The sequence below is a fragment of the Frankia sp. CcI49 genome, assembly GCF_001983215.1.
GTDB lineage: Bacteria > Actinomycetota > Actinomycetes > Frankiales > Frankiaceae > Parafrankia > Parafrankia irregularis.
In genome coordinates, this window is record NZ_MOWP01000035.1 from 55,078 (window position 1) to 81,505 (window position 26,428).

22 protein-coding genes and 1 pseudogene are annotated in these 26,428 nt (G+C 67.6%); 7 read left to right on the forward strand and 16 right to left on the reverse strand.

What is annotated here, in order from left to right:
• Positions 1-129: 129 nt before the first annotated feature.
• Together CcI49_RS30675 and CcI49_RS43715 are read right to left on the reverse strand one after the other, a co-directional pair.
• Positions 130-978, reverse strand: a complete 849-nt coding sequence (locus tag CcI49_RS30675) for a hypothetical protein (protein WP_076832311.1) — start codon at positions 976-978, stop codon at positions 130-132.
• 31 nt (positions 979-1,009) lie between these two features.
• A pseudogene (locus CcI49_RS43715) lies at positions 1,010-1,434 on the reverse strand (Tn3 family transposase); the annotation flags it as partial.
• Between the two features lie 869 nt (positions 1,435-2,303).
• Between CcI49_RS43715 and CcI49_RS30690 the strand changes: the two are divergent.
• On the forward strand, positions 2,304-3,122 hold the full coding sequence (locus CcI49_RS30690) for a hypothetical protein (RefSeq protein WP_076832582.1): 819 nt from the start codon (positions 2,304-2,306) through the stop codon (positions 3,120-3,122).
• A gap of 152 nt (positions 3,123-3,274) precedes the next feature.
• Positions 3,275-3,529, forward strand: coding sequence for a hypothetical protein (locus tag CcI49_RS30695; protein ID WP_076832319.1), 255 nt, complete (start codon positions 3,275-3,277; stop codon positions 3,527-3,529).
• 260 nt (positions 3,530-3,789) lie between these two features.
• Here the strand turns inward: CcI49_RS30695 and CcI49_RS30705 are convergent, their stop codons facing one another.
• The 11 genes from CcI49_RS30705 to CcI49_RS30760 form a co-directional block, all read right to left on the reverse strand.
• Complete coding sequence (locus tag CcI49_RS30705) at positions 3,790-5,316, reverse strand: DUF6119 family protein (protein WP_076832326.1); 1,527 nt, start codon at positions 5,314-5,316, stop codon at positions 3,790-3,792.
• 540 nt (positions 5,317-5,856) lie between these two features.
• Complete coding sequence (locus CcI49_RS30710; protein WP_076832329.1) at positions 5,857-6,378, reverse strand: hypothetical protein; 522 nt, start codon at positions 6,376-6,378, stop codon at positions 5,857-5,859.
• Between the two features lie 309 nt (positions 6,379-6,687).
• On the reverse strand, positions 6,688-7,713 hold the full coding sequence (locus CcI49_RS30715; protein ID WP_076832332.1) for a replication-relaxation family protein: 1,026 nt from the start codon (positions 7,711-7,713) through the stop codon (positions 6,688-6,690).
• Positions 7,714-7,873: 160 nt separating this feature from the next.
• The gene (locus CcI49_RS30720; RefSeq protein WP_076832336.1) at positions 7,874-8,803 is read right to left on the reverse strand and encodes a hypothetical protein; all 930 of its coding nucleotides are present in this window, start codon (positions 8,801-8,803) and stop codon (positions 7,874-7,876) included.
• A gap of 795 nt (positions 8,804-9,598) precedes the next feature.
• Positions 9,599-9,898, reverse strand: coding sequence for a hypothetical protein (locus CcI49_RS30730; protein WP_198955682.1), 300 nt, complete (start codon positions 9,896-9,898; stop codon positions 9,599-9,601).
• A gap of 981 nt (positions 9,899-10,879) precedes the next feature.
• Positions 10,880-11,872: an aldo/keto reductase gene (locus tag CcI49_RS30735; RefSeq protein WP_198955683.1), complete on the reverse strand. Its 993-nt coding sequence runs from the start codon at positions 11,870-11,872 to the stop codon at positions 10,880-10,882.
• Complete coding sequence (locus tag CcI49_RS30740; RefSeq protein WP_198955684.1) at positions 11,872-12,468, reverse strand: MerR family transcriptional regulator; 597 nt, start codon at positions 12,466-12,468, stop codon at positions 11,872-11,874. The genes CcI49_RS30735 and CcI49_RS30740 overlap by 1 nt, the downstream gene beginning before the upstream one ends.
• A gap of 325 nt (positions 12,469-12,793) precedes the next feature.
• Entirely contained in the window at positions 12,794-13,129 is a 336-nt protein-coding gene (locus CcI49_RS42770) for a hypothetical protein (RefSeq protein ID WP_198955685.1), read from the reverse strand.
• Positions 13,130-13,394: 265 nt separating this feature from the next.
• Positions 13,395-13,787 (reverse strand): hypothetical protein, encoded by a 393-nt coding sequence (locus tag CcI49_RS30750; protein WP_076832599.1) that lies wholly within the window; start codon positions 13,785-13,787, stop codon positions 13,395-13,397.
• Positions 13,788-13,938: 151 nt separating this feature from the next.
• A complete protein-coding gene (locus CcI49_RS43720; RefSeq protein WP_076832340.1) occupies positions 13,939-14,709 on the reverse strand; it encodes a DUF2993 domain-containing protein in 771 nt (256 codons plus the stop codon).
• A gap of 613 nt (positions 14,710-15,322) precedes the next feature.
• Complete coding sequence (locus CcI49_RS30760) at positions 15,323-16,357, reverse strand: alcohol dehydrogenase catalytic domain-containing protein (RefSeq protein WP_241840348.1); 1,035 nt, start codon at positions 16,355-16,357, stop codon at positions 15,323-15,325.
• Positions 16,358-16,626: 269 nt separating this feature from the next.
• Between CcI49_RS30760 and CcI49_RS30765 the strand changes: the two genes are divergently transcribed.
• Together CcI49_RS30765 and CcI49_RS30770 are read left to right on the forward strand one after the other, a co-directional pair.
• Complete coding sequence (locus CcI49_RS30765) at positions 16,627-17,781, forward strand: histidine kinase (RefSeq protein ID WP_054568078.1); 1,155 nt, start codon at positions 16,627-16,629, stop codon at positions 17,779-17,781.
• Positions 17,769-18,428, forward strand: coding sequence for a response regulator transcription factor (locus tag CcI49_RS30770; RefSeq protein ID WP_054568079.1), 660 nt, complete (start codon positions 17,769-17,771; stop codon positions 18,426-18,428). Before CcI49_RS30765 ends, CcI49_RS30770 begins: the two co-directional genes overlap by 13 nt.
• 51 nt (positions 18,429-18,479) lie before the next feature.
• Here the strand turns inward: CcI49_RS30770 and CcI49_RS30775 are convergent, their stop codons facing one another.
• The 3 genes from CcI49_RS30775 to CcI49_RS43725 all read right to left on the reverse strand — a co-directional run bounded on the left by CcI49_RS30775 (position 18,480) and on the right by CcI49_RS43725 (position 22,628).
• On the reverse strand, positions 18,480-19,322 hold the full coding sequence (locus tag CcI49_RS30775; RefSeq protein WP_198955686.1) for an SGNH/GDSL hydrolase family protein: 843 nt from the start codon (positions 19,320-19,322) through the stop codon (positions 18,480-18,482).
• A 287-nt stretch (positions 19,323-19,609) separates the two neighbouring features.
• On the reverse strand, positions 19,610-21,847 hold the full coding sequence (locus tag CcI49_RS30780) for an MMPL family transporter (RefSeq protein WP_076832352.1): 2,238 nt from the start codon (positions 21,845-21,847) through the stop codon (positions 19,610-19,612).
• Positions 21,848-22,343: 496 nt separating this feature from the next.
• Complete coding sequence (locus tag CcI49_RS43725) at positions 22,344-22,628, reverse strand: hypothetical protein (RefSeq protein ID WP_076832356.1); 285 nt, start codon at positions 22,626-22,628, stop codon at positions 22,344-22,346.
• Between the two features lie 36 nt (positions 22,629-22,664).
• Here CcI49_RS43725 and CcI49_RS30790 point away from each other — a divergent pair, with 36 nt between their 5' ends.
• The 3 genes from CcI49_RS30790 to CcI49_RS30800 all read left to right on the forward strand — a co-directional run bounded on the left by CcI49_RS30790 (position 22,665) and on the right by CcI49_RS30800 (position 26,396).
• The gene (locus tag CcI49_RS30790) at positions 22,665-23,942 is read left to right on the forward strand and encodes a DUF2786 domain-containing protein (protein ID WP_063793186.1); all 1,278 of its coding nucleotides are present in this window, start codon (positions 22,665-22,667) and stop codon (positions 23,940-23,942) included.
• A gap of 345 nt (positions 23,943-24,287) precedes the next feature.
• Positions 24,288-25,259: a nitronate monooxygenase gene (locus tag CcI49_RS30795; protein ID WP_063793167.1), complete on the forward strand. Its 972-nt coding sequence runs from the start codon at positions 24,288-24,290 to the stop codon at positions 25,257-25,259.
• A 72-nt stretch (positions 25,260-25,331) separates the two neighbouring features.
• Entirely contained in the window at positions 25,332-26,396 is a 1,065-nt protein-coding gene (locus tag CcI49_RS30800; RefSeq protein WP_076832360.1) for an aldo/keto reductase, read from the forward strand.
• Positions 26,397-26,428 lie beyond the last annotated feature (32 nt).

Consider the following 26,428-nt stretch of genomic DNA (forward strand, 5'->3'; position numbering starts at 1 on the left):
GGTAGGTCCGGCCAGTCGAGATCCGGTTGTCCGAGGCCTTGACGTTGTCCGGGCCATTCCGCGGCGTCTCGCTGGCAGCGTTGGCCGTCGCGCCGAGGACGTGTGCACTTCACGGTCACGTTCGTGATCTCAGCGGCCGGTCTGGCCCCGCCGCGGCGAGGCGGGGCGCGGTGGGGAGATGACGGCCCGGGTCGCGGCTGCCTCCAGGGCGTCGAGGAGTTCGGCGAGTCGGTCTGTACCGGTGAGGTCTGCTGCGACGGCGGGGAGCTGGTCTGCCAGGAGCAGGACCGGGTAGTCGTTGCGGCCCACCAGGCTCCAGCCGTCCGCGCTGGCGCGGAGGAGCCGTGCCGGGGCGGGCGTGGCGCGGCGGGACCGCACGCTTCCTGGGGCAGGGGCCGAGTCGGCGGCGAGCCGCCAAGCGGCGTTAAGGGCCTGTGTGACGGCGGGATGGTCCAGGTCGGCGAGCCTGGGCAGGATGTCGTGCAGGCGCATGCGGGGCTCGTCGAAGCCGGTATCGTCGTCGGCGATCAGGTCTTCCAAGGCGCCGGCGAGACGGTCGGCGACGCGGCGGCGTTCCGCGCCGGGCCAGGCGGTCATCTGCGGTGGTCGCAGCGGCGTCTCCACCCTGTTCGGATCATGCGGGTCCGTCTGATCCGCGAGGGCCAGGTGGCATTCGATGGGCCAGCCCGGCCGGTAGGCGAGCAGGCGCTTGGGGTTGGTGAAGATCCCAGTCTGCAAGCCGGTGTCCCACAGGGCCAGGGCGCTACGGGCGGCGTCGGTGTCCGTACTGACCTGGGTCCATCGGGCGCCGGTGGTGTCCTGGCCGAGAAGCAGTGCGTACCCGTCATACGTAACGGGCAGATCTAGGGCAGCGCAGGCAGTCGGATAGTCATCGGCGAGCTCGCCTGGAAACTCCTCGACCGTCAGCAGAACCACGGTCACCGCGGCGAACCCGGCCGGCTCCTCCTGCTGGCTCATGGCGGTCTCCTCATCAGGATTGTCCTCGGGGCTACGCAGAGCCCACGGGCCAAAGCCTTGGGGTGGGGGAAAAGGAGTAGCAGCCCAGAAAGTTAAGATGGGCGTTCTCGGACAGGGAGAGCCGGGCGACGTCGGTGTCGGGTCTGGCGTAGGACAGCGAGGTAGCGGGTGTTCCACAGCACGGCGGCGTTGAGGTCAGGTCGAGGGCGCCGGGCTGGTCCTCCTGCCCTTCCCGGTAGATCTGCCCGCAGCGGCCGTGGAAAATCACGCGGGCGAGTTTGTGGCGGGATTCCTGCACGGTGGTCTGAGTGTTCACCGCACCACCCGGCGATGGGTGTCGTCGAGAGGTTCCATTATCGCCAGCAGAGCCAGAGTCTTCGCGATGCGGCCGTACTCGGCGAAGGCCTGCCCCAGCGGGGTCGGGTGGCCATCGCGGCCGAGCATCCGCAGGAATTCTAGCGGCACACCTCAGAACGTAACCGTCGGACGCGCAGGCAGAGAGCAAATCGGCGAACCCAGCCACCCCGTGGTCTAGATCTGCCCCCGGAACGGGATAACGACCGCGTGCGGCCCCGCGTGCGACCCAGTAGCCGAGGTGAGCCACCGCCGCGGCGACCCAGCGGAGCGCCAGCAACGGTGTCCCCGCCGGCCACAAGCCCCACGCCGCCCACGGGGAACCGGACCGGCCAGCAGCGGGCGCTGGCACCGCCACGGCAACGCACAGCGAGAGGCCACAAGGCCGTGACCAGCGGATGTGCTACCCAGGCCGAGCCGCCAGCCACGTCTTCAACGGTGAGGGCAGTTCGCCGCCTGGACGCCGGCCGCGACATCGGCATACCCCCTTCTCATGGGGTATCCCCTCTGGTGCGCAGGCGGGTATCCCACTTGATGGGATACCCGCCTGCGGCGTGCTGGCGCAGGTCAGGGGCCCGCTGGCACCGCCCAAGAACAGCCCGACTGGCTACCAGGAGCCCTGGATGATAGTCGGGCCGCTCCAGGCCCACGGGTCCCGGCAGTCGCCATTCAGATAGGCGCAGTCAACTAGAATTCCACGAATACCTGAATTCCTCACGCGACCCTTCCCCTGCATTTCACTCGGCCTATTCTTTCGTGCTTGCGTTCTTTTTGTGACCCACATCTTTGCCGTTTGTCGACTTACGGGATTTGGTCTCCGACCTGCGAAAATAGGATTGCCGGATTGCCCAAAAAGCCTAGAAATAGTCGCCCGGCGGCATTGATTTCTTGGGTGCGTGGAGGGATTATTAGTTATCGGCGCGTTGCGCCCGGCGCGCGGCGCTAAATCCCCCACTCACATGGAGTCCTCCATGTCGCATGACTTCTTTTCCTCATTCCTTTCCCGGGACATTCCGTCGACCGTTCCCGCCCAGTCCGCCACGGCTGAGGACATGGCGCGTGTCACCGAAGCGGACTGGGCCGCGATCGTCGACCACGCACACCGCCACTGCCGGAAGGTCGACGCATCCCGCTCCCGCAAGCGCGCCAACGGCAGCGCCACCATCGCCCGGGACGGATTCGGCACCTACGGCAGCGACGACGTGTCCGACGACATCGCCCAGGACGCGGTACTGATCTACGCCCGTCGGCTCGGGACGATCATCCGGAACTGCGCCGTCGCCTCCCTGAACGTCGTCACCCGGGAACCCGACGGGTGGCAGTACCAGACCCAGGACGGCGAGACCTCCGTCGTGAACCGTGCCGTCATCCGCCGCTGGGCGGTCCACGACGCCGCCCAGCGCAACGGCTACCGCCCCCGTCGCACCACCCCCGACGCCGACAACCCCGACACGGCCCGACGGCAGGCCGAGCATCTGGCGTCGGTGACTTTTCTCGCCGGACTCTCCAACGTGATCTTCGCGATGGCGTGGGAAGACGGACGCGACTTCCCCACCCTGCGGCAGCTCCTCCACCTGGCAGGCCACGCCGAAGATCTTGGACGCGCCGGACTACTCGCCACCGTCGCGCAGCAGACCTACGGCGGCAAGTACGGATCACGCCGCGCCGTGATCAAAACTCGTGACGCCGCACTCGCGGAAGCACGCGAACTCACCAACCGCTGCGACGACATCCGCCGCAACCTCACCCACCGCGACCGACCCCACCGCGAACACCACACCGACGGCTGAGACCACCCACCCCGGGAGCCTCCGAGCAACCCCGCTCGGAGGCTTCACCACGTTCCTGTCGACTCCGCCGGTTATGTCGCTGGGGCTGATGATGCGGTCCCCTGTCCCGCCGTTCGCGTTGGTGAGTCGTGCGCTCGCACCGGTCCCGATGATTGAACTGGAACACCCCACGGTTCATCCGCTGCTACGCCGAGGACCTGGAGTTCCTCCACCTGCCCCGTGCCATGGCCGACACCGCCGCCGCTCTCGTCCGCGACGTCGGCAGCCAGCTACCGATCACCGACCGTCGCGCCGACCCACCAACCATCACGGTCTCCTTCACCGGCACGCTGCGTGACACCCAGTCGGCCGCGGTCACCGCCCTCACCCACCACGACCTCGGTGTCCTCGAAGCCTCGCCCGGATAAGGAAATACGGTCAAAGGCCAAGGAGTTCAGCCAGAAGGCCCCGCGTGAATCGGTCCGGAGCGATGCCTCGGCGCTCCCAGCGCCAGATCTTCTGATGGTCAGCGGCCGTGTTGCTGTCTGCCCGGCGAGCATGGGCCGCGATGAGGCGTGCCAGCTGGTAGCTCCAGCCATGGGCGGCCCGGGAGCAGTTGTCGAGGCCGGACGTCCGAGAGATGATCAACAAACTTTACCCACTATGCGAAGAAATTGATGTTGCGTGACTACTTCGCCTTAGCCGCTCGCTTGCGAGGCTCCCTGTGTCGCCTTGAAAACTTGAGCCTCGGCTCAATCCCGAGTTCTCGGCAGCGCCGCGCCCAATCGTCAATCTTGTGCTTCAAGATGAGAGAATTTACTTCTGAGATTCTAGCTATAGATGTCTTTCGGGCGAAGCCGAGCCACAAACAGTAAGCTCGAAGCTCTTGATCCAACTCGTGGATGTTTGCATTGTTGCGGATGATTTCGAGCACGAGGGACGCTTGGTCGCAGACGTAGTTAATCTTCTGCGTAGTACCAAATTTTACAGCGTATACAGTGCCATCTCGGTAAAGATCCCATGCTTCAACTGGGGTAGAGGCCCTTGTTGAGACGATCCCAAAGTTCTTGTCGGCGGACACGTATCCCAACTCGCCGACCTTATCATTGAAGCTTCCCTCAATTTCGGTAATGTACTCTAGATCCGCCTCCACCTCTTCGACTGCGATGCCGTCAATGGAAGTATGAAGCTGATCGAGGTAGTCTTCGTTGAAGCGAACCCATTTCCCCTCTCGGAGCATCACGTTCTCACCCTCGACAACAAAGTCGAGGGAGTCCTTGAGCTTCCTGGAGTATGACTTCTGGCCTTCGTTGTCCACCCGAACGCGGATGCTCAGAATTCGGTTTGCCGGTATCCGCTGGTTTCGCACATAGGATCTAAGCGCGTCAATGTTAAGATCGTCATCGTCGAGCTCAAGCTTGTCGTATCCTCGGCAGGAAAGTGCGTACCTCTCGTTCCGCCTGAAAACAAAGTCGACTCCTACAACGTCATGCCCCTCGTCGGCAAACTCGGCCGCCTGCGAGGCTCCGGCAATGGCACTCAAGAGGCGGGAGTCATAACGAGAGATCTCCTCCTCCTCATTAACGATGGCGGTACGGGGCAGGGAAAAGCGAGGCACCCCCTTGAGTGCATAGTCAAGGTTGTCGAAGAGGTCGCCAATCTCATCTTTCGTGATTGGCGCGTTCAGGAGGATGGAAGAGCCGAACTTGGCTGAGGGGCCGAAGCGGTTCCGGTACTCAGGAGAGATGTCGGTCTGCAGGTAGTCGACAGCTTCGCCACTCTCTAGATCAAGCGCAGTTCCTCGCGCCTGGCTTCTGATCTGTCTCTTGCGCCTCCCTGTCAAGCGTCGCACCGATGTCTGGCGCGTATTGTTATGATCGCCGATACGCTTCACAACTTCGATACCAAAATCATGGTCACAGAACTGGCGTATGTAGAAGTGGCTCTTGCCATAGCTCAGGACATAGCATCTACCGTCTTTCTCGAAGAGATAGGCGGCGAAGTAGATGAGGTTGGTTGGAAGGCTGTCGCCGAAGTACTCCGCATAGGTCTCAACCCACGGGATCGAAGCCGGTTCCTGCTCCGTCGAAAAATAAAAGATACTCTGCCAGCCCGACGTCTCGTCTTGATGGATGGCTTTGAGTCCGACGTCTCCGAACTTCGCCTTTAGGGGCTGAACGCTCCCGCTCGGGACAGAGAATATGTTGAACTTCATGCTGTTCTAATGCTCGGCAACATCGCCGCGCCCCCGTTAGCGGATCATGGATGTCGCCACATAGCGTGAACCTAGTGAACCACTCTGTCAAGGTCTCAGGTTTCGCGGGCCATTCTGGGTGCGGGACAAATACCCCAAAAGCCTGCCAGTCGGGCTCTAACGGACAGTCGCGAGGCCAACCACCCCCTACCGCCGCCCCCTTGGCCCCGCCGTCCGGCACACCACCCGCTGAGTGCTTCGTCTCCGTCTGCGAGGTCGGGAGGAGGCCCGAGTTCAACGATGCCGAGGCATCGAAGAAGTACCTGACCCCAGCCTGGGTGCGTGTCAACGTGGGGATTCCACGGCTGCAGCTGCCCTCCCACGCTGAACGGGACCGCTGTTCACCGACGGCGCTCACCGTACGGCGGCACAACGTGGCCAGCCGCCGGGTGATCGACACGAACGGCGATCTCCTCATCGGCCAAGATCATGATCAGCATCGCTACACCTGCCCACCCGCCGACACTGTCTGCGCTTGCGGTCCGCACCGGGTGCCTGTGGTCAGCGTCGCGTGGGCAGGGATAGGGTGATCTCGCTGAGGTCAATGTCGGCGACCAAGAGGCGGTGCAGGGCGCCGCCGGGGTGGCGGGGCAGGGACTGGACAGGACTGGTGAAGTATTCGAGGTCGTCGAAGACGGGCTGGCCGTCCGGGCGGCGCGCAAACTCGACGTGGCCGTAGTCGACCCCGTCGGTGGCGTCATAGCTCATCCAGCTGATCGTCTCGGTCTCGCCGGGTTGGAGCGGTGCGGTGTACAGCGGCCGGGCCTGGATGATCTCGCCGTCGTCGTAGCAGACCTGGGGGACGGCGAGAGCCCAGCGGTGGGTGTGGAGGGCTTTTGCGGTGGCGGCGGCGCGGATCTCGAACGCGAGGGCGGTCGCCCAGCTGGTCAGGTAGGGGTAGTCGCTGAGGAACAGGTTCCAGTCGCCCTGCAGGCCCAGGATGGCGGGGTAGTCCCCGGCGCGCACGGCGCGCTGCACGCGGCTGGTGATGTCCTCGACGAGCGTCCAGGTGTCAGCGTTCACGGCACAGTCCTCTCTCGTGGTCCCCGTGTCCGACCGGGCCGGGGTCGTGCCCTGGCCGGTGTCGGGCCTCTACTTGTTCATGCGGGGCGGGCGTCGTCCCGGCCGTCCGCGGCCGTCTCCCTTTCTTCTTGGGCCGGTGCGGCGGGTGGTGGCGCCGTAAGTGCCCCGTCACTCTGATACGGGGCTGCCGGCGTCCCGACCGTCCGGAGACCCCGTCGGAGTGGGTCTTCTCCCGCGCCGGCGGTGCCTTGCCTGCCGGCCGTAGGACCGGCGGGCAGACACCATCAGCGCGGATGGGCGGGGTCCCGGTCAGGCCGCGGGATGCAGGCTGGTGGGTGGCATTGGGTCCGGCGGATGCAGCCGGCCGGAGGGGTCCGACGGGCCGGCGGTGTCGTCCTGGCGGGCGGTGGGACGCAGGTGCGGCGGGACGCCGGGGAGCTGGTGCAGGCCGAGCCGGCCGGGCCGGGACGCGGTCAGGGGAAGCCAGCGGGCCGGGGTGGGGTCGAGATGCTGGTCGGGTGGGGTGAGGTCGGCCGCGGTGGTCGCGACCGGCACCAACTCGGGCCGGTCGAGGTTGTGCAGCGTCTGGGTCATCGCCTGGCGGATGCGGGCCTCGCGGCGGGCGGTGGTGGTCCACAGCAGGATCGGGGTGGCGATTCTGGTGCTGGTGGCGAGCTGCTGGTAGTGGGTGAGTTTGGCGGTGACGCGGTGCAGGGGTTCGGTGCCGTAGTCCAGTTCCAGGAACCACTCGACCACGGTGCCGCCGTGGGTCGTCCAGCGGCCGAAGGCGTCGGGGCGGACGATGTCGCCGAAATGCCGGGCGCAGCGTTCTTCCGGCCACCAGGCGGTCAGCGTGCCCGTGGCGCCGGGCTGGCGGGCGTGGTGGATAAGGCGGGTGAACGTGCCGTTGACCGCGACCCGGTGCGCCAGGTGCAGGGAGTGGGCGATGCCCTTCGCCCGATCATGCTGGTAGCCGATCTTCTTCGGGTCCAGGCCGTCCTCGTGCGCCAGCACGGCCGCGCCTGCGACGTCGAGGATGTAATGCATGGGCGCCAGCCCGGYGGGCACCAGCGGTTGGAACCTGTCGAGGACGCGCCAGCGGTAGAGCTCCAGCAGGCGCAGGTTCGCCGCACGCCGGCCCGTCCAGCCGAGTTCGACAATCTGGTGGGTGGTCAGGACCCGGTGCTCGTGCAGCATCCGGGTGATCCACCGGTCCCGGGGGGTGAGGTGGCGGGCCAGCCACAGCTGGTGCTCACTGCCGGCGACGGTGCGGGCGGCGGGACGAGCGTAGGTGCGGCGGCCGAGATGCTTCTGCTGCGGAGGATTCGTGATCACGTGTGCGTGTCTCCCTGGACGGCGGCGGGGGCGGGGGCGGCGGTCGACGGGCGGGCACGGACAGGGCCGGGCTGGACGGGATGGGGCGTGCCCCGCAGGGGGTATCCGGGCCGGCGCGGACTCCCGGTGCATGCTGGTCCCGCACGTACGGGCGGAGGCTTCATCCGACGGTGGCGAGCACACCCGGCGGGTCGGCCGGCTCCGCCGGCCCGATCTCGACCAGCTCCACCCTGTCCCCGCCTCCGCCGCTGCCAGAGAGGCTCTCCAGGAGAGGGCCGCCCGTGGTGGGGGCGCCGGCCGGGCTGTGTTCGTCGAGGACGCGGCGGGCCTCGGCGCGTAGCTGTGTGACCAGGCTCCGGGCCCGCTTCGACCCCACGTGCAGTCGCCTACGCAGCTCGTCCGAGGAGATTGGCCGGTGGTTCTCCTCCCAGTACAGGGCATCCTCACGCCGTGCCCGCGCCAGCCACTCCTCATCCGACAGCCCACCCGAAGCCGCCGCGGGTCGACGCTGCCGAGGAACCTCCGGCGAGGCCGACGGCGGTGTGGTGATGCCGCCGTCGGCGGTTGGCGCCGGTGCCGGCGGCGTGGCGTCCACACCAGCCGGCGGGTATGAGGGAGGATTCTGAGGGCCTTCGGGCGAGTGGCGCATGGCCTGCAACAAGCCTGGGCCGACCTCACTCCAGCCGATCAGCAAAAGCGGACCGACGCTGTCGAACGCGGCCTTCGCGTAGTCACCCGCGATCACCGGCTCGGCGATATTGAGCGCCAGAGTGACAATGCTGGAGAACACCAGCAGCCGCCGGGCCGGGCGCAGAAGTTCGATGGGAGCGCCCCGCAACGCCAACTGCCGCGTCCCGAGCAATAGCCCCACCACCGAAAGATCAACAGCCGGGGCCACCAGCGGCGCGATCCAGATCGGCACCCCCAACCGAAGCCCGAGTTGGAGGACATTGCCGAAGCCGAACAAGAACGTCAACCCGACAACCAACGCCATGATCAACGTGACCAGGGTGACCGCGATGTCCTTGCTCTGGGCCGGCGCGTCCACGGCCGGAGCACCGGCCGGGCTGGTGCCGTCCGGGGCCCTCATGCGTCATCCCTGGTCAGGGCACGTGTCCCTACCGGACGAACCACGATCTCAGGGCCTTCAACCAAGATCGTCCGGTTCTTATTGTGGTCCTGCCGGTGCACGCACGGTTGAGACAGGCCAGAGCCCCGCAGCCCCCATCCAAGGCTGCGGGGCTCTGCCGCTTCTGTAGCAACGGGTGTAGGAATGTTCCTCAGCTCAGGTGTTGGTCGAGCGGGGCGGGCGCCTTTCGCTTCTCTTCCAGCGAGCTGTGCCCATACACGGTCATTGTGACCTCTGCCGTGGCACGCCTCGCGATCTCGCGGAGCTCGCCGTCCCAGAGGTCGCAAGCGCCGGGCAGCACGGGTCGGCATCTCCGAGCGGCAGCACTGGGCGGGCCCGGCAGGAGTCACTGTCATGGGTCGCAGGCCCTCGTCGTTCATGTGTGATCTCGTCCTGGGGGCCCGCTCACCCCGCCAACACGATGGCGTGCGGCGCCAGTGCCAGCCGTGCCCGGTAGCGGCGGACGCCCCAGACGTGGTGCTCCAGCTCGGCCGCCATCAGCACTTCCGCCGTGTTCACCCGGTCGGGCACGAGTTCCAYCAGCGCGGCTACAGGGTGGTCTCCGACCAGCGGGAAGCGCCTGACCCGGCGGAACTCCCACTGCGGGTTCGACTGGGACGCACCGTGACCCCGGACTATCCACTCTTCCCTTGCCGGACCGGCGCCCGGCGGTCTCTGCACATCCACGTTCGGTCAAGCCCGCGGAGGACAGTGGACGGTCACGGACTACCTACTTTCACCACAATTCATCGGAGATCAATCGAGCGCGTTATAAGAATCCGGCGGACTGGTCAACTCCGGATGGCGCAACCAGTAGCGCTCTCCCTTGAGGTCAAGCATCGCCCAATGCCACGCCTCGTCGTGAAAGATCAGGCCGCGATACGGAGCGTCCGCATGCTCATACGGATATCGTCGCTCAGCTGCCTCAGTTGCTTGCGCCTGGGACAGGTAACCATAGACACGCATAACCCAGGCGTATCGTGAACGCTCGGCCTCCAGATAATGCACGTACTCTTCCTCGGATTTCCGGCTCCCATCCCCCACCATGAAGCCCATACTAGGCTCAGGTCCGAGTTCCCTCAGGACATTGTTTCGAGGTGCCAGACCGCGAACGCGGGAGCTGGTGGCGAGCCGCAGCGACGGACCAAAGGGCCGCGCTCGTAAACCAACGGCATGCACACTCCGTGAGCATCGTCGCGGCCGGAGCCGCACTGCAGTTGTACTGTGTCCCGGGAACAACGAGTCGGCCGGCAAGCACTATTCCGGCCGCAAGGCTGTCAGGGTGACCTGGTGGCCGAGCTGTTGGAGCTGGTGGACGAGCCCTCCATGACCAGACCACCTACCGCGACCTCGGCCCCGACTACTACCAACGGGGGTTCGAGTCTGGTTCGAGTTCCTCCGAGCACATATCCTTGGTCGTCGCCCTTTGGGGCGACTCCCCAGGGCCCGCAATGTGACCCCGGGGCCGAGCCCCGCACCCCACGGCCTGGAGCTTCGTTCCAGGTACTACCCGTGGATCTTCCCTTGGGTGGGACCCTCAGGTGTCTGGTTGAGACAGGTTCAGAGCCCCGCAGCCGATCACACGACGCGGGGCTCTGGGCTTTCCGGGGCTCACGTACTGCGGTCCGTAGGCAGACAAGGCCGTCATTGCCCCGCCGAGCAGGCGGCGGACGTCTTCGCGGCGCTCGGCTGCGCGCCGCCCTGCCATCCGGAACCGGCCATGGCGATCGTGGAGATGCCACGGACGAGGCCCAACGACCTTGTTTTCGTGGCAGCCGACGTCGCGACCTGCCTACCTGACCCAGAACAGTTCGCGCGGGTCGCTGCCAGCGCGATGATTTTCCTGCTTCGGATGAGGCCGTGGCCTGCCCTGTGGAGCTCCAGAACTCCGATCTGGGTGGTGGCCTGCGCGTTTGCCTGCGGAAGCGGGCCCGTCCTGGGCTACTTCGATGCACGCAACAGACTCGGTGGTAACGCCCGGCTCGTCCGAGTCTCAGCCAAGAACGAGACAGGCCCTCTGATGTCAGGCCCTTCAACCTACAGGTCGACGCTGGACATGTCCGGATACCGCTCGCCCCGGACGCTCTCGCCTGCCTGTGCCAAGGTCTCGAGCTCCCCGTCGCTCAGCTCGAGATCTGCGGCGGCGGCGTTCTGCTCCAGGTAGGTACGTCGCTTCGTCCCGGGGATCGGGACGATATCGGCGCCCTGATGGTGTACCCAGGCGAGGGCGACCTGTGCCGGTGTGTATCCCCGCGCTGCCGCGATCTTTTCGATCTCCGCCACCAGCGCGAGGTTCGTCTCCAGGTTCTCCTCGTTCATCCGGGGCAGGGAGCCACGGAAGTCCCCGGCCTCGAAGTCCTTGGCGCCGCGGAAGCTCCCGGTGAGGAAGCCCCGCCCCAGCGGGCTGTACGAGACGAAACCGATACCGAGCTCGCGAACCGTCGGGAGGATCTCCTTCTCAGGTTCGCGGGACCAGATGGAGTACTCGGTCTGCAGCGCGCTGATCGCGTGCACGGCATATGCCCGGCGGATGGTGGCCGGGGCCGCTTCCGAGAGTCCGAGAAAGCGCACCTTACCTGCCGCGACCAGCTCGGCCATGGCCCCCACGGTCTCCTCGATCGGCACGTCGGGGTCGACCCGGTGCTGGTAGTAAAGGTCGATGTGATCGACCCCGAGCCGGGAGAGGGATGCGTCGCAGGCCGAGTGCACGTACTCCGGCCGACCGTTGACACCGCGTGCGAGCGGGTTGGCCGGGTCGCGGACGATCCCGAACTTGGTGGCGATGACCACCTCGTCGCGGCGGCCGGCGATGGCCCGCCCGACCAGCCTCTCGTTCGTGTGCGGTCCGTACATGTCGGCTGTGTCGAGAAACGTGACACCCAGGTCGAGCGCCCGGCGGATGGTGGCCACCGACTCCTCGTCGTCGCGGGTGCCGTAGAAGTCGGACATGCCCATACAGCCCAGGCCTTGGGCGGAGACCTGAAGGCCCTGGGCGCCGAGCGGTATCTGGCGCAGCGTGGAGGTTGGCATCAGTCGTCGACCTTCTTCCGATAGATATCGATCTTGTTGTCGATGGCCGTGAGGTGACGGCGGACTTCTTCGAGCCGCTCGGCGACGAGCCGTCGGTGCGCGGCCAGCAGGTCGAGTCGCTGCGCCTCGTTGCCGTCGCCAGCCCGGACCAGCGCCGCATACCGGGCGATCTGCCGGATCGGCATGCCGGTGCGGCGCAGTGCGGTCAGTGTCCCGACCCAGCGCAGGTCCACATCGTCGTATCGGCGATGACTCGACGGCGCTCGGGACACGCGCTCGAGCATCAGATCCACGCGCTCGTAGTACCGCAGCGTGTGCGCGCTGACGCCCGTCGCCTTCGCCGCCTCTGCGATCGTGAGACCGGTGAGCGGAGGGGCGACGGTGTGCTCGACGTCGCTGCCGCTGTCGGCGCTGCCGCTGATGTCAGCGGTGCCGGCCGTGCCAGCGATACCCACGGCGTCGAGTCGGAAATCCGGGCGCGCAAGGAGGACGGGGGATGCATCGGAGTCGGCGTCAGGCTCGGTGGGCGTGACATCCGGCCGGCGCGAGCCCGAGACTCCGAGACCGCGCTCATCGAGCCCGTCGATCGTGACCATGCCCCGACGCTAAAGCTTAGAGCGCGCTCGAAGTCAAACCAGACTGCGCTCGAACCGTCCGGCTCCTCCAGCGACGTCAGGCGATCGGGCAGCTCCCCTGGACGGACGGTCGACGGTCGACGGTCGACCGTCGACGAGTCTGGTGAACGAGGATGGACGCCAGCGGACGTCCATCGACATATCACCTCCGGCGGGAACCGGAACCGCGCGAACTCCGACGTCGGAACCGGTGGACAGCCCACGACGTCGACGCAGCACCCGATCATGGCCGGATAACGGCCGCTGGATGGCGGACTGTCGACGCGACAGCGCCCGACGGAGCACGTTATTCCGGCCGGGCGGCGGACCGGTTCGGATGTTTCAGCAGGCCGATACCTGCTCCGAGGGCGACCAGCCCCATCCCGACAGCAAGGCCGGTACCCTTGTTGCCGTCAACGAAGAAATAGGAACCCACGGCGATGCCGCCGTTGAAAAGAAACAGGAACCATTGCACCCTGGTCGACCTGAGGAGCGATTTCAGGGGCTCTCGCCGTGCCAGCAGCGATCCCACCAGGAGAGAGAGTGCGATCGAGCCGTAGCTCACGGCTTTACCCTGCACACCGTCGAGATCGAGGATCTTCGCTCCGGCGATCGTTCCTGTGATACTTACGGCGAAAGCCACCCAGAGCATGCACGACCAGACGAAGGACGCAGCTCTCCCCGCGGCCATCCGTAGGGCGTCAGCGATATTTGGCTCTCTGCCAGGACGGGACGTAAGAAGCCGCCTCATCGGGGTGCTCCGAGATCGATGTGGACCGGCATGCGTTGGGGTAGGCCTTCCGCTCCGCGACCGGATCATCAGAATGGCGGTGTGGATTCTCGCAGCTATCCACCGAGTGAGCGATCGTCGTGGCATCAGCGCCCCTCCAACTGTGCGTCGCCATTCGTCAGACGGTCTGGCAGATTTTCGCCATGGTGAGTAGCGCGATGTTGTGCAGAGTGAACTGGTCGGCTTTCGATCCACCGAGCCCGTAGCGTTGCCCCATCGACGGAGTGGTTATAGCCATGGCGGCCGCCATGTCCGAGCAGCTACTGAAGGCATCCTGGATGATCTGCTGGTCCGTCCTGCCTTCGGCGACCTCTGGGAAATCCCTGCGGAACTGTGCAACATATGCGGCGGCGTCCGCACTGTCTGGCGCGGCACCCGGGCTCGGTGACATCTGCGCCGAGGCGCTCGGCCCGGAGGATGCGTTACTGGCGCCGCCGGCCGAGTCGATTGGATCCTGACATGCGGTCAGTACAGTAAATGCGGCGGCGAGGGAAACAGCGATCCTCTTCACGTCCACCCTCCTTCTTCCTTCTCGAAAATTTCTGGTCGTGGAAAATTCTTCCGTAGGAGATTTTTTCATGGGTGCGAAACCATAGGACGCATTCGTGGGCTTCGCTGTGGTTGCCCGAGCGCGACACGGCTACGGCGGCGTGTTCGGTCACTCAGGACCGGTCGGTGTCCGCCGCCGAGCAGTTCCGAGGCTTCGTGTCGGCCTCGGGGAGCGTGATGTCCCTGGCCGTGGCGGTCAGCGAGAGACCTGTCGCATCGGTCGCCGCCTTGACAACGCTGACGTCGAACGGCAGGGCGCCGACCGGAATCGGTATGTCGGGAAGCAGGTTTCCCAACCCACCCGGAACGGGGATACTGATGTCCAGCGTGCCACGCAGCGAGATCTCTGAAGGTACGAGAGTGAGCTTGTTGTCCCGGATCTCGAAGGTGGTGATGCCGCCGACCTGCTGGGAGCCGACTACCGGGATGTCGGCGATTCCGGAGACCTCTACCTGGTCACCGTCGTCCACCGGGTTTATCTGCACCGCGCCCGGCTGGTCAGCCAGGTAGGTGTTCACATCTTTGTAGTCGAGGTGAACTGTTGCCTCGACCTCGTCGACCGGCACTTCACCGACGCTGTTGGTGAGCATCTTCGTGACCGGGATGTGCAGGCCGCGCAGGTGTGCCTCAACTGCGGAGATCCGGGGCCCTGGCGTGGGTACCCCCTCTACGGTCACCCCGATGTCCTTGAACCTGCCGAATGCCACCTGAGTCAGGAAGGGGAACCCTCCGATACTGACGTCGCTCACCGTGGGTGGGGTGACGTCGCAGTCGAGGTTCTCGATGATGCTGGCTTCGATCTGGCTGACCATCTGGTCTTCCGCGGCGGAGACCGCGAATCGGTCACCGGCCGCCAACACGACGAGTTGGATGAGTGCCGCCACCGCAATGATCCGCCGCCGACGACGCCGCTTCGCATGTCGTGCTGTGTCCGCAGAGGCCACGGATGGCGGTTTCCCGTCGGATGCCGGCCGGGCGCCTGCATCATTCCCGGCGTCGCGGTATGCCACCGGACCTTCCTCATGGCTCTGCTGATCATCACCGCGAGGGCAGGCGTGGCTTTCGCTGGCGACGTCCGGCTGGGTGCTACGGGTGGTTGACTGCGCCTGTGGGACGGGGTGACGAGCCTGGATCCGTTCTCTCCACAGTGCCTCGGGCCGGACGTGGGCTTGTCTCAGGGGTTCGACCGATTCAATGCGGCTCTGTTCGGCGCTGTTCTCCCCTGCCTCGTCAGGGCCGCCGGCATCGCCGGACAGGTGGGCGCCGGTGCCGGGCTCACCGGCGTCGGATCGGTGATTCACCGCACATCTCCATCTCATGCTGCTGGCGGTGGCGGGGTGCAGGGGGGTGGCGGGGTGCAGCGAGGTGGCGGGGTGCAGCCAGAATGTGCACCGCGCCGCTCGATTTCCGCCTCGGACGGAGGCAGCCATTTTCGACTACTGCAGGCTGTCCGCACCGGGCTCTCGTCCGGACGCGACAGCGGTGTCATTTCTTCGGTCAGTCGTCGAGGGTGACGACGATCTTCTCGGCGGCGCCGGGCGTCAGGGCCCATTCGAAGGCACGGTCGGCCTCGGCGAACGGCACTCGGTGGCTGATCAGCCTGGCGAAGCGGTCCTCGTGCTCGACGAGTTCGGGGGTGACCTCGAAGATCTCGGTCGGATAGCCCTGAGACGCGATGAGCGTGAGCTCGCTGCGGAGCATTCCGCCGAGGTCGATCTCCGAGCTCTTCTTCTGTATGGCGACCATGACCAGTTTGGCGCCCCATCTGGCGTTGCCCACCACGGTGTTGAAGACCGCCGCTGCGCCGGCGGCATCGAAGTAGATGTCGGTGCCGGGCCGGGGCTGTCCGAGGGCGTTGGTGGCCTGCCCGTGCAGCTCGGTCAGGCGCCCGGTGACGTCCTCCTCGGCGGAGTCGATGACGGCGTCCGCTCCTATGGCCAGCGCCTTCTCCAGCCGGGACGCAATGACGTCGGCGACGACCACGTGCTCCACGCCGCGCAGCTTCAGCCAGATCGCCGCGCCGAGGCCGATGGGCCCGGCGCCGAAGACGACGACCTTGTCGGCAGGCTTTGCCTCGGAGCGGTTGACCGCGTGCCGGGCGACGGCCATGGGCTCGTTGAGGGATGCGACGTCGAAGGGAACGTGGTCGGGGAAGACGGCCAGGCTCCTGCCGACGGCTGCATTCTCGACGAGCAGGTACTCGCTCAGCGCGCCTTGCCGCGCTCCGCAGCCGATGACGCCGCTCGGCCCCTGCGGGTTGACCACGACCCGGTCCCCCACCTTCAGTCCCTCCACCTCGGCGCCCACCTCGACGACCTCACCGGCCGGTTCGTGGCCCAGCGCGACGGGGACGATGTCGCCGCCCAGGTGAGCGTGGGCAGGGATACCGCCCAGGTGCAGAAACGACACGTCGGTGCCGCAGATGCCGCAGGCTCGGATCCTGACCAGCGCGTCGCGCGGGCCTGGGACAGGGCGGTCCACCTCCAGGATCTCGACGGTGTCCGGGGTGGTGCCGGTGTAGAGGGCCTTCATCCTGCTCACGGTGGTGCTCTCCTCCGGTGGATGAGGGGGTGATGTAGGGCGCAGGTCCCGGGCGCGTGCCGCCGTGGGGTTCGCCGTCCGTGAGGCGCGCGGTGAACGGTGCGGTGCCCGGGCAGGAGTCTTCGACCTGCCGTTGGTTCCAGCGTCTCCCGGGCGCGTGTGTGCGGGCCAGGGAGCGCACTCCCGAACGAGTGGTGTAGCGGGCTACACCTTCTTGGCGTCGGCCCGGTCCGCGGAATCCGATCCCCTAGCGTGGGCTTATGTGGAAGGCGATGCGGCTGGCCGGGCGGGCGACGGTCCAGCTGGGCGGGGCCGCGGTGATGGCCTTCGGGCTTTACATCTTCATCACGGTTCTGCTGATCACCGCCATGGGCACGCTCGCGGTGGTCGGGGCGTGGCTGCTGCCGGAGACGGTGTTGCTGATCCGCCGTATCGCCGGGGCCAAACGGCAGATGACGGCGGCGTGGACGGGCCGGGAGATCCCCGAGGCGTACCAGGCGATCACCGGCCCGCTGCGGCAACGGCTACGTATCGCGGTCCAGGACCCTGGGACCCGCACCGATCTGCTGTGGATGCTCGCCTTCTACCTCTACGGTGCTCTGATCCTCCTCGCTCTGCCACTGTGGCCGCTCGGCCTGGTCGTCGACGGGGTGCGGTGCGGGTTGCTGCGCCGCGAAGCCGTGGTGCTTCCGCTGATCACCCGGCTCGCCGAYCTGGAGGCTCGCTGGTCGCAGGCCCTGCTCAGGCCCGCCCCACGGGCACTGCTCGCTGCCCGGGTGCAGGAGCTCGCCGCCACCCGCACGGACGCGATCGCCGCGCACGAAGCTGAGCTGCGCCGCATCGAACGCGACCTGCACGATGGCGCTCAGGCCCGCCTGGTGGCCCTCTCCATGCGCATCGGCCTGGCCCAACGCGCCTACGACCGCGACCCCGACACCGCCCGCAGACTGCTCGCCGACGCCCAGGACCATGCCCAGGAGGCTCTTACCGAGCTACGGCACGTGGTGCGCGGCATCCACCCACCGATCCTGACCGACCGCGGTCTGGTCGGCGCTGTGCGGGCGCTGGCGGCGAGCAGCGGGCTGGACGTGACCGTTCACGTCGTGGGTGGTCTGGAGGAGGGGCCCCGTCCCCCGGCGGCGGTGGAGGCGGCCGCGTATTTCGCGGTGGCTGAGGCGCTGACCAACGCGGCCAAGTACAGCGGCGGTAGCCGGGCTACCGTGCGGCTGGAACGCCTGCGCGCCGGACTGCGTGCCGTCGTCCGCGACGATGGCGCCGGCGGCGTGGACGAGCACCGCGGCTCGGGCCTGCTGGGCATCCGCCGCCGCGTCGCCGCCCTGGACGGCGAGGTGACCGTGACCAGCCCGACCGGGGGCCCGACCGAGATCGAAGTGGAGCTGCCGTGCGTGTGGTGATCGCCGAGGACAACGCCCTGCTGAGAGAGGGGCTCGTCCTGTTGCTGAACTCGGCCGGGCACCAGGTTGTGGCCGTCGCCGGCAGCGGGCCCGAGATCCTGCCCGCTCTGCTCCGATACAGGCCGGACATCGCCGTACTGGACGTGCGGATGCCGCCGCACTTCCGCGACGAGGGCCTGCGCGCCGCCCGCGAGGCGCGGGAGACGATTCCTGGCCTGCCGGTCCTGGTCCTCTCCCAGTACGTCGAGGGGTCCTACGCCGCCGAACTGCTGGGCGGCGGGGCGAGCGGGGTCGGCTACCTGCTCAAGGACCGCGTCGGTCGGGTCGACGAGTTCCTCGACGCGCTGGAACGCGTCGCTGCGGGCGGCAGCGCCCTGGACCCGGAGGTGGTGACCGAGCTGATGACCCGCCGCCGCGACACGCCGATCGACTCGCTCACACCGCGTGAGCGCGAGGTGCTGGAGCTGATGGCGGAAGGCCACGACAACAGCACCATCGCCAGGACGCTCGTCGTCACCGAGCGTGCGGTCCACAAGCACATCGGCAACGTGTTCCTGAAGCTGGGCCTGCCGCCCAGCGACAGCGGTCACCGACGGGTGCTCGCCGTGCTCGCCTACCTCAACAGCCCGCAGAACACCCAGCCCTGAAGTCCTGGCCGTCCACGCCCGGTGTTCTCGGGGACGGGGGCTCCGTCAGGTTCATCCGATGGTGCCCAGGACGCGCAGAACAGCGTCGGCCATCCCCTGCTCGCCGCGTGCGTTGGGGTGGATGGCCGCGGCGGGGCTGCTCGGCACAAGAGGCTCGACCCAGCGGTCAGCCGCCGCCGAGCAGGCGTCGTGGCCTTCCGACGCCGAGTAGGTGTCGACGTACACGGCCCCGTTGGCCTCGGCCCGCTCGCGGAGTTCGGCGTTGAGCTGTTCCTCCTTCTCCCGCAGGTAGGTCATGTCGCCGGGGGCGAGGGACATCTCGCGCTCGCAGCCGGTGCTGTCGTCCGGCAGGATCGCCGGGTATCCGACGACGTAGACGCGGGCTTCGGGCGCCCGCTGTTCGATGTTCTTCAGCGCGTCCGTCAGCCGGCTGCCGGCGGCGTCGATCTTCCGCTGAACCTGGTCGCCGCCGGTCCCGGTGTAGAGCCGCGCACAGGGCATGTCATCGGGGATGTACTTGCCGCTGCCGAGGGCGTGGTATACGACCCCCATGCCGACGCACCGCTTGATCATCGTGCTGAAGCCGATGTCGTTGCCGCCGATTCCGAGGGTGACCAGACGGGTCTGGGCGGACAGGGCCGTGAGCTGGGCGGCGTTGGTGCCCTCGCCGGTCTCCTGGGACTCGGTGAGATCCGCGATGGTCGCGCCGCTGCAGCTCATGTCGCGGAAGTCGGTCGCCCGGATCCCGAGTTGGCGGGCAACGAGGGAGGGGTAGTTGTGGTCGGATCGGGCGCAGCCGGCCGGCGTGCCCGTCTGGCCCGGGATTCTCGGCCCTGCGGTGTAGGAGTCGCCGAGCGCGACGTACGGCCCCCTGGATGTGACGAGTGCTTCCATTGTCTTTTCGGGGGCGGCGAGCGCCTCCATTGCCTTTGTCGCGGAAGTACTGTCGTCGCCGTCGTGTCGTGTGACGCCAACCGCAGCGGCCAAGGCCCCGCAGGCAAGGAGAGCGCCGGCCGCGGCGGTGCGCAGCGCAGTGGTCATCAAGGTGTTGCGCCTTCCGTTTCGGGCGTGCCAGCGATGTTTGGCGCGGTCGGAGCCGCCGCCGGTCCGGCGGCCCCGGTCAGCGTGTGGCCGGACCAGTGAAGGCCGGCCGTTCCGCCGTTCCCCGGTCCGCGGTGACCTCAGCGGATGGGGAGGGGTTGTACGACCGGCTGGTCCGGCTCGGTCCGCATCACGTCGCTGGGCGGCGTGACCTTGTGGCTGAGCTTCTCGCCCTCGACGTCGATGTTCGGCAGCAGCCGGTTCAGCCACCGCGGCAGGTACCAGGCCTTGTCGCCCAGGAGTGACAGCACGGCCGGCACGATTGCCATGCGGACGACGAAGGCGTCGAAGAGGACGGCGATCGCGAGACCGAAGCCGATCATCTTGATCATCGACTCCTCGGCGCCGACGAAGCCGGAGAACACCGCGATCATGATCAGTGCGGCGGCGACCACCACACGGGCGCTGTGCCGGAAGCCGGAGACCACCGCCGGCTTGGCCGCATCCGCGTGGACGTAGGACTCGCGGATCCGGGAGACGAGGAAGACCTCGTAGTCCATCGCCAGGCCGAAGACGATGCCCACCAGAAAAATCGGCATCATGCTCATGATCGGGCCGGTGGTCTCGACGCCGAGCAGGCCCGCGCCATGGCCCTGCTGGAAGACCAGGACGACCGCACCGAGAGCGGCGAGCACCGAGAGCAGGAAGCCCAGTGCCGCCTTGACAGGCACGAGCAGTGAACGGAAGACCAGCAGCAGGAGCACGATCGCCAGTCCGACCACGACCGCCAGGTACGGGATGAGCGCGCCCTGCACCTTCTCGGCGACGTCGATGTCGAGCGCGGTCTTGCCGGTGACCTCGAAGCTCGCGCCGTCGGTCTTCGCCTCGATACCGGGCCGCTGGTCACGGATGCTTTTGACCAGGTCCTTGGTCTTCTCGTCCGTGGGGCTGGTGGACGGGATGGCGGAGAACACCGCCGTGTCACCGGCGGAGTTGAAGCGAGCCGAGGACACCGACACGACTCCGTCGGTGGCCCCGATATCCGTGGAGATCGCCGCCACGGCTGCCTTCGGGTCCGTGGCTCCGCTGGCGTCGACGACGATGGTCAGCGGGCCGTTGAAGCCGGCTCCGAACCCCTTGGCCAGATCGTCGTAGGCGCGACGCTCGGTGGTGGAGGCGGGTCTGGCCTCATCGCCGGGCATGCCCAGCTGGAGGTTCATGACCGGGGCGGCGACGACACCCAGGGCGACAACAGCCAGCAGCAGAACGGGCCACGGGCGGCGTACGACGATCCGTGCCCAGCGGGAGCCGCCGTTGTGCTGCTTGAGTTGCTTCCGGCGGTAGCGCTCGGAGTTCCTGCGGGCTCCGCGCGAGAGCACGGCGTTAGGCCAGAAGCCCAGCAGGGCCGGGACCAGCGTCAGGCAGACCAGCACGGACAGCAGCACCGCGCCGGCGGCAGCCAGCCCCATCTTGGTGAGCATCGGAATACCGACCACGAACAGCCCGCCGAGGGCGATGACGACGGTCAGCCCGGCGAAGACGACAGCCGAACCGGCCGTGCCCACGGCCAGCCCGGCCGCATCCCTCGGCGTATGTCCCTTGGCGCGCTCCTCCCGGTACCGGGAGACGACGAACAGGGCGTAGTCGATGCCGCAGGCCAGGCCGAGCATGGTGGCCAGGGTGCCGGTGCTGTCGGACAGGCCGAACGCGCTGGAGAGCGCCAGGATGCCGGTCATGCTGACGGCGACGCCAAGGATCGCCGTCAGCAGGGGAAGCCCTGCCGCGGCCATCGACCCGAAGGTGATCAGCAGCACCACAGCGGCCACGGCGATGCCGATTGCCTCTGTCGCCCCACCCGCCCCGGGCTGCTCGGCCAGGGCGTTCCCGCCGACGTCGAYGGTCAGCCCGGCCTCGCGGGCCTGTTCGACGGCGTGCTCCAGGTGCATCTTGCTCGCGTCGGAGAGGTCGTCGGCGGCGACTTGGAAACTGACGGTCGTGTACGCCGTCGTGCCGTCGTCGCTCACCGCCCTCATCTGGAAGGGATCCACAGCACTGGCGACCTGCGTGCCGTCGGCCGCCTCGTCGACGAGGCGCTCGATGACCTTCCGGTTCTCTGCCGCGGTGACCTTCTCACCGCCGGGCGCGACGAACACGATCCGGGCGCTCGCGGCGTTCGCGACGGAGCCGGGGAAGCGCTGCTCCATCAGGTCGAATGCCTTCTGCGACTCGATACCTGGCGTGGTGAACCCCTCGTCCTTCGCGGTGGACGCCTGCGAGGCGGCGAAGCCGACGCCGCTCAGCACGGCCACCCACAACAAGGCGACGAACCATCGCCACCGGAAGGAGACATGGCCCAGGCGATAAAGGACAGTTGCCATGGCTGGAGCAGCCTCCGCATCAGCGCATCGGGTCGAAAACAGACTCGAAGAACCACCCACACGCATCCGGCCAGCTGAAGCGCCGGTGAGGAGTGCCCTTCGTCGTCTCACACGATTCCGCGAGACGGTCTTCGCCACGAGGGTGAGGACTCCCCAACCAGTGGTGTAGCCCGCTACACCACCGGGCACTCACTGGGCACTCACTGCGCTTCTGATTTCGAGGCTTCCATCAAGGGTTCACCTCATTCACCCTTCCAGCATTTTCCTCGCCTGTACCCGACGGATGGAAGTCGGTTCTTGGGCTTTCACCCCCCGGGCGTCACGCCCGGCGCATGGGTGCATGCGGCGCGCGCGCCAGGGCAGATACGGGCTCCCGACACAAGCCCGGAGAACTCACTCATCGACTACGAGACCGGGAAGGATCTCGATGGGTTCCGTCTGGCGTCCGCGCCATTGGTCGTGCGAGTCGGGCGTCGGTGACGGAGGTTCCGGCCGGCTACGCGCCGTTCAGAATCGACGAGACCACATAGTCGACGAGGAGCGGCCCACTCGTCCGCTTCCGGGCGTACTCCTGGGCGGTTGGCATACTTGGCAGCAGGTGCCACCACCGGAACCAGCCGGCCCGACGAACCGTTGCGAGGCGACCATCAGCACTCGCAGCCGCGAGAACCGCGAGAGGCGCAAGGCCAAGCAGCAGGCCCGCGAGGCGCGTGCCCGCGCGCAGGCCGACCACACAGGCAAGGCCGGTGACACAGGCCCTGCGGGGGATCCTGCGGGTCATTCAGGCCGGATCGATCAGGAGCATGACCACCGGACGATGCTCCGGGAGACCGCCGACATGGTGATCGCCGAGGCGCTGAACGCCCATGTCAACGGCATGGCCGCCACAGTGGCAGCACAGGTGCGGCACCTGGCCGCGGCGCCGGCCGGGTCGAGCGGGTACCAGGTCGTCAACCAGGCTCTCACCGGCTGGCTCGAACGCACGGTCAGCACTGCCTGGCGCCGCGGCTGGCAACCTGCGGACCTCCACCGCTTCGCCAGCCGCGAGGTCGGTAGCCGGTCGGCGCGCATGGCCGTCGACATCGTGGCCGCGATGATGCGTGGCTACGACGCCGCCACCGTTGACGAGCGGTGGGATGCGCAGCTGCGGGCCCTCGACGCCACCGTCTGGTGGGGCGATGACGAACTGCTGGACGCCTGGGGTACGCAGGGCACGCACGAGGGCCGCGGCCGAGCCGAAGTGATCCACGACGCCATCGAACTGATCATTCTGATCCACGGCCTGCCCACCATCCAGATGCTGGGGCCCCTGCCCGGAGCCGCACGGCGTGGTGCCCGCGGCCCCGTCGGCGATCCCCGTGTCCTGGACAAGGTCCGCGCGCTGCTGGCCAAGGCCGAATCGACCACCTTCACGGAGGAGGCCGAGGCCCTGACCAGCAAGGCCCAGCAGCTGATGGCCCGGTACAGCATCGATGACGCGCTGCTGGCGGCTCGCGGCTCGTCGGCGTCGGCGTCGGCGTCCGCGTCCGGGGACGAGCCGGATGCCAGCCGGATCGGCATCGGCAGACCGTATGAGGAACCGAAGGCCATCCTGCTGAACGTGATCGCCGAGGCGAACCGCTGCCGCTCGATCTGGGTGAGGAATTTCGGGTTCATGACGGTGATCGGGTACCCGAGGGATCTGGAGGCCGTGGATCTGCTCTACACCTCGCTGCTGGTGCAGGCGATCGCGGCGGTGACGCGGGCTGGCGGCCGCCAGGACCGGTACGGCCGGTCCCGGACCCGCGCGTTCCGCCAGTCCTTCCTCACTTCCTTCGCGACCCGGATCGGCGAACGACTCGCGACCGCGACGGAGCAGGCGGGTGCCGACGCCGCCGCCGCCTCGGGCGACAGCCGGCTGTTGCCGGCACTCGCCGCCCGCTACGACAGCGTTCGGGAGGCGGCCGAGAGGATGTTCCCCGAGGTCGTGGCGCGAACTGTGAACGCCACCGATGTGGAAGGGAGCGTCCTCGGCCGGGCCGCCGCCAACCTCGCCTCGCTCGCTGTCCGGGACGGGGTGGCCGACGCCGAGGCCAAAACCAACACCGACACCTGAGCGGGAGGAAGCGGAGATGCTGCCAGCCGGCAGCAACCGCGTCCTCCCCACCAGCCCGGGTGACCTGCTCGGTCGAACATGCATCGGCCCGCTGGGCTGCAGGCCGGGAGGCTCGGCCCGCCTCCGTCCCCGTCCGGCCCTGCCCTCCCTGCCCTCCCTGCCCCGAGGGCACAAGGTGCACTGAGATCGTTTGACACTGATGAGTGTCAATATGACAGTCGGAGGTACGACAGACCCGGCCGCCGGTTCGCATACAGCAGTCCTGCGCCGGATTCGCGGCACACGATACGAATCTCCGCCCCGGGGTCTCGCCGGAGGCCGGAGATTCTCGTCAGGGAGGCATCGATGGATCGTCCGCCTCGACTGTTCGAGGGACTCCGCCTTCCGCTGGTGTGTGCACCGATGTCCTACGTGTCGACCCTGTCTCTGACGCTGGCGTGTTGCCGCGCTGGCATCGTCGCCGGCTGGCAGGGCGGCCTGGTGCGCGACATCGACGAGTTCGCCCGCATCATCGACGCTCTGGTGGAGGCTGAGGAAGCCGCCCGCAGTGAGGGGCGCCTGTTCGCGCCGCCGGCCGTGAACCTGCCGGCTGGCTCGGCGATGGACGCCGGAGTCGGCGCGCGGCGCCTTGATCTGTGTGCGAAGGCCAAGATCCCGATCGTGATCTCCAGCGTCGGTGATCCCACCGAGATGGCCGGCCGTGTGCACGACTGGGGCGGCTATCTGATCCACGACGTCAGCACAGTCCGGCATGCGGAACGGGCGATCGCGGCAGGCGTCGATGGCCTGATGTTGACCTGCGCCGGCGCTGGTGGGCTCACGGGTCGCCTCACCCCGCTCGCGTTCGTGCCGAAGGTGCGGTCGATGTTCGACGGGGTGATCTTGGCTGGTGGCGGCATCGCGACAGGCGCCGGAATCGCCGGCGTGCTCGCGCTCGGCGCGGATCTCGCCGTCATGGGGACGCGTTTCATAGCCACGCACGAGTCAGGCGCGGTCGCCGGCCACAAGCAGATGATCGCCGATGTCGGCATGGCGGACATCGTCGCGTCCGACGCGATCACCGGTGTCGAGGCGAACTGGATCCGTCCTTCGATCGAGAGCGCCGTTGGAGGGTCCGGAGCGCCGCCGGCGGCGTGGGACCGGGGCCAACGCGTGACGTTGCGGGACGGAGTCCGCGCGTGGCGGGATGTCTGGAGCGCCGGCCAGAGCGCGGGCCTGATCGACGACGTACCGACGGTGGCCGTGGTCGTCGACCGGCTCGCCTGGGAGTTCGAGACGGCGACGAGGCCCGAGGCGTGGCGCGCTCGCCTGCCGTGACGGTGCCAGCCGCGCGCCTTCCGCGTGCCGCGAACCCGAACCGTAGGAAGCTGGAAAACAGGAGGCTTCACCATGGAATACCGGCGGCTCGGTCGGACCGGTGTCGAGGTCAGCGCCCAGTGTCTCGGCGCGATGATGTTCGGCGCGATGGGCAACGCCGACCACGATGACAGCGCACGGATCATCAACCGGGCGCTCGATGCGGGTATCAACTTCATCGATACCGCTGACGTCTACTCCCGCGGCGAGAGCGAGACGATCGTCGGCAAAGCCATCAAAGGCCGACGGGACCACGTGGTGCTTGCCACGAAGGTTTTCAGCCCGATGGGCCGTGATCGCAACATGCGGGGCGGCTCGCGACGTTGGATCATCCGGGCGGTCGAGGACAGCCTGCGCCGGCTCGACACTGACCACATCGACCTCTACCAGGTGCACCGCCACGACTGGGACACCGACCTGGAGGAGACGCTCGGCGCGCTGACAGACCTGGTCCGTGCCGGCAAGGTGCGCTACCTGGGCTCGTCCTCCTATCCGGCGGACTGGATCGTGGAGGCGCAGTGGGCCTCCCAGCGCCGCGGCTTCGAGCGGTTCGTCTGCGAGCAGCCGCAATATTCGATCTTCGCCCGGTCGATCGAAAACGCGGTCCTTCCCGCATGCCAGCGGCACGACATCGGCGTCATCCCGTGGAGCCCACTCGCCGGCGGCTGGCTTACCGGCAAGTACCAGCGTGACGCACCGGCGCCCGCCGGCTCGCGTTTCTCGCCCGAGGGAATCTCCGCCCGGCGGCGGCAGACCCGGTTGGAGGACGACCCGACGTCGCCGGCCCGCTTCAGTGCCGTCGAGCGTCTCCAGAAGATCGCCGACGGAGCCGGGCTGAGCCTCACTCACCTGGCGCTCGCGTTCGTCGCCAGCCATCCGGCGGTCACCTCGGTCATCATCGGCCCGAAGACGGCCGCCCAGCTCGACGACGTGCTCGGAGCCGCGGACGTACATCTCGACGCATCGACATTGGACGCAATTGACGAGGTGGTCGCACCCGGCACAGACCTCGCCGGAATCGACCATCTGGACGGTAACCCGTCGCTGAGCCCCCACCTGCGCCGACGCGTCCGAAATCACGCGGGACCCGCGCGGTGACCGCGCCGCGCGCGGACCGCCGTGAATTCCAG

What these genes read in the sequence shown, in the direction of transcription:
- CcI49_RS30675 (WP_076832311.1), bottom strand. Translation starts at nt 978, where the DNA reads ATGAGCCAGCAGGAGGAGCCGGCCGGGTTCGCCGCGGTGACCGTGGTT.
- CcI49_RS30690 (WP_076832582.1), top strand. Translation starts at nt 2,304, where the DNA reads ATGTCGCATGACTTCTTTTCCTCATTCCTTTCCCGGGACATTCCGTCG.
- CcI49_RS30705 (WP_076832326.1), bottom strand. Translation starts at nt 5,316, where the DNA reads ATGAAGTTCAACATATTCTCTGTCCCGAGCGGGAGCGTTCAGCCCCTA.
- CcI49_RS30720 (WP_076832336.1), bottom strand. Translation starts at nt 8,803, where the DNA reads ATGAGGGCCCCGGACGGCACCAGCCCGGCCGGTGCTCCGGCCGTGGAC.
- CcI49_RS30730 (WP_198955682.1), bottom strand. Translation starts at nt 9,898, where the DNA reads ATGGGCTTCATGGTGGGGGATGGGAGCCGGAAATCCGAGGAAGAGTAC.
- CcI49_RS30735 (WP_198955683.1), bottom strand. Translation starts at nt 11,872, where the DNA reads ATGCCAACCTCCACGCTGCGCCAGATACCGCTCGGCGCCCAGGGCCTT.
- CcI49_RS30740 (WP_198955684.1), bottom strand. Translation starts at nt 12,468, where the DNA reads ATGGTCACGATCGACGGGCTCGATGAGCGCGGTCTCGGAGTCTCGGGC.
- CcI49_RS30760 (WP_241840348.1), bottom strand. Translation starts at nt 16,357, where the DNA reads ATGAAGGCCCTCTACACCGGCACCACCCCGGACACCGTCGAGATCCTG.
- CcI49_RS30775 (WP_198955686.1), bottom strand. Translation starts at nt 19,322, where the DNA reads ATGGAAGCACTCGTCACATCCAGGGGGCCGTACGTCGCGCTCGGCGAC.
- CcI49_RS43725 (WP_076832356.1), bottom strand. Translation starts at nt 22,628, where the DNA reads ATGACCCGCAGGATCCCCCGCAGGGCCTGTGTCACCGGCCTTGCCTGT.
- CcI49_RS30790 (WP_063793186.1), top strand. Translation starts at nt 22,665, where the DNA reads ATGCTCCGGGAGACCGCCGACATGGTGATCGCCGAGGCGCTGAACGCC.
- CcI49_RS30795 (WP_063793167.1), top strand. Translation starts at nt 24,288, where the DNA reads ATGGATCGTCCGCCTCGACTGTTCGAGGGACTCCGCCTTCCGCTGGTG.
- CcI49_RS30800 (WP_076832360.1), top strand. Translation starts at nt 25,332, where the DNA reads ATGGAATACCGGCGGCTCGGTCGGACCGGTGTCGAGGTCAGCGCCCAG.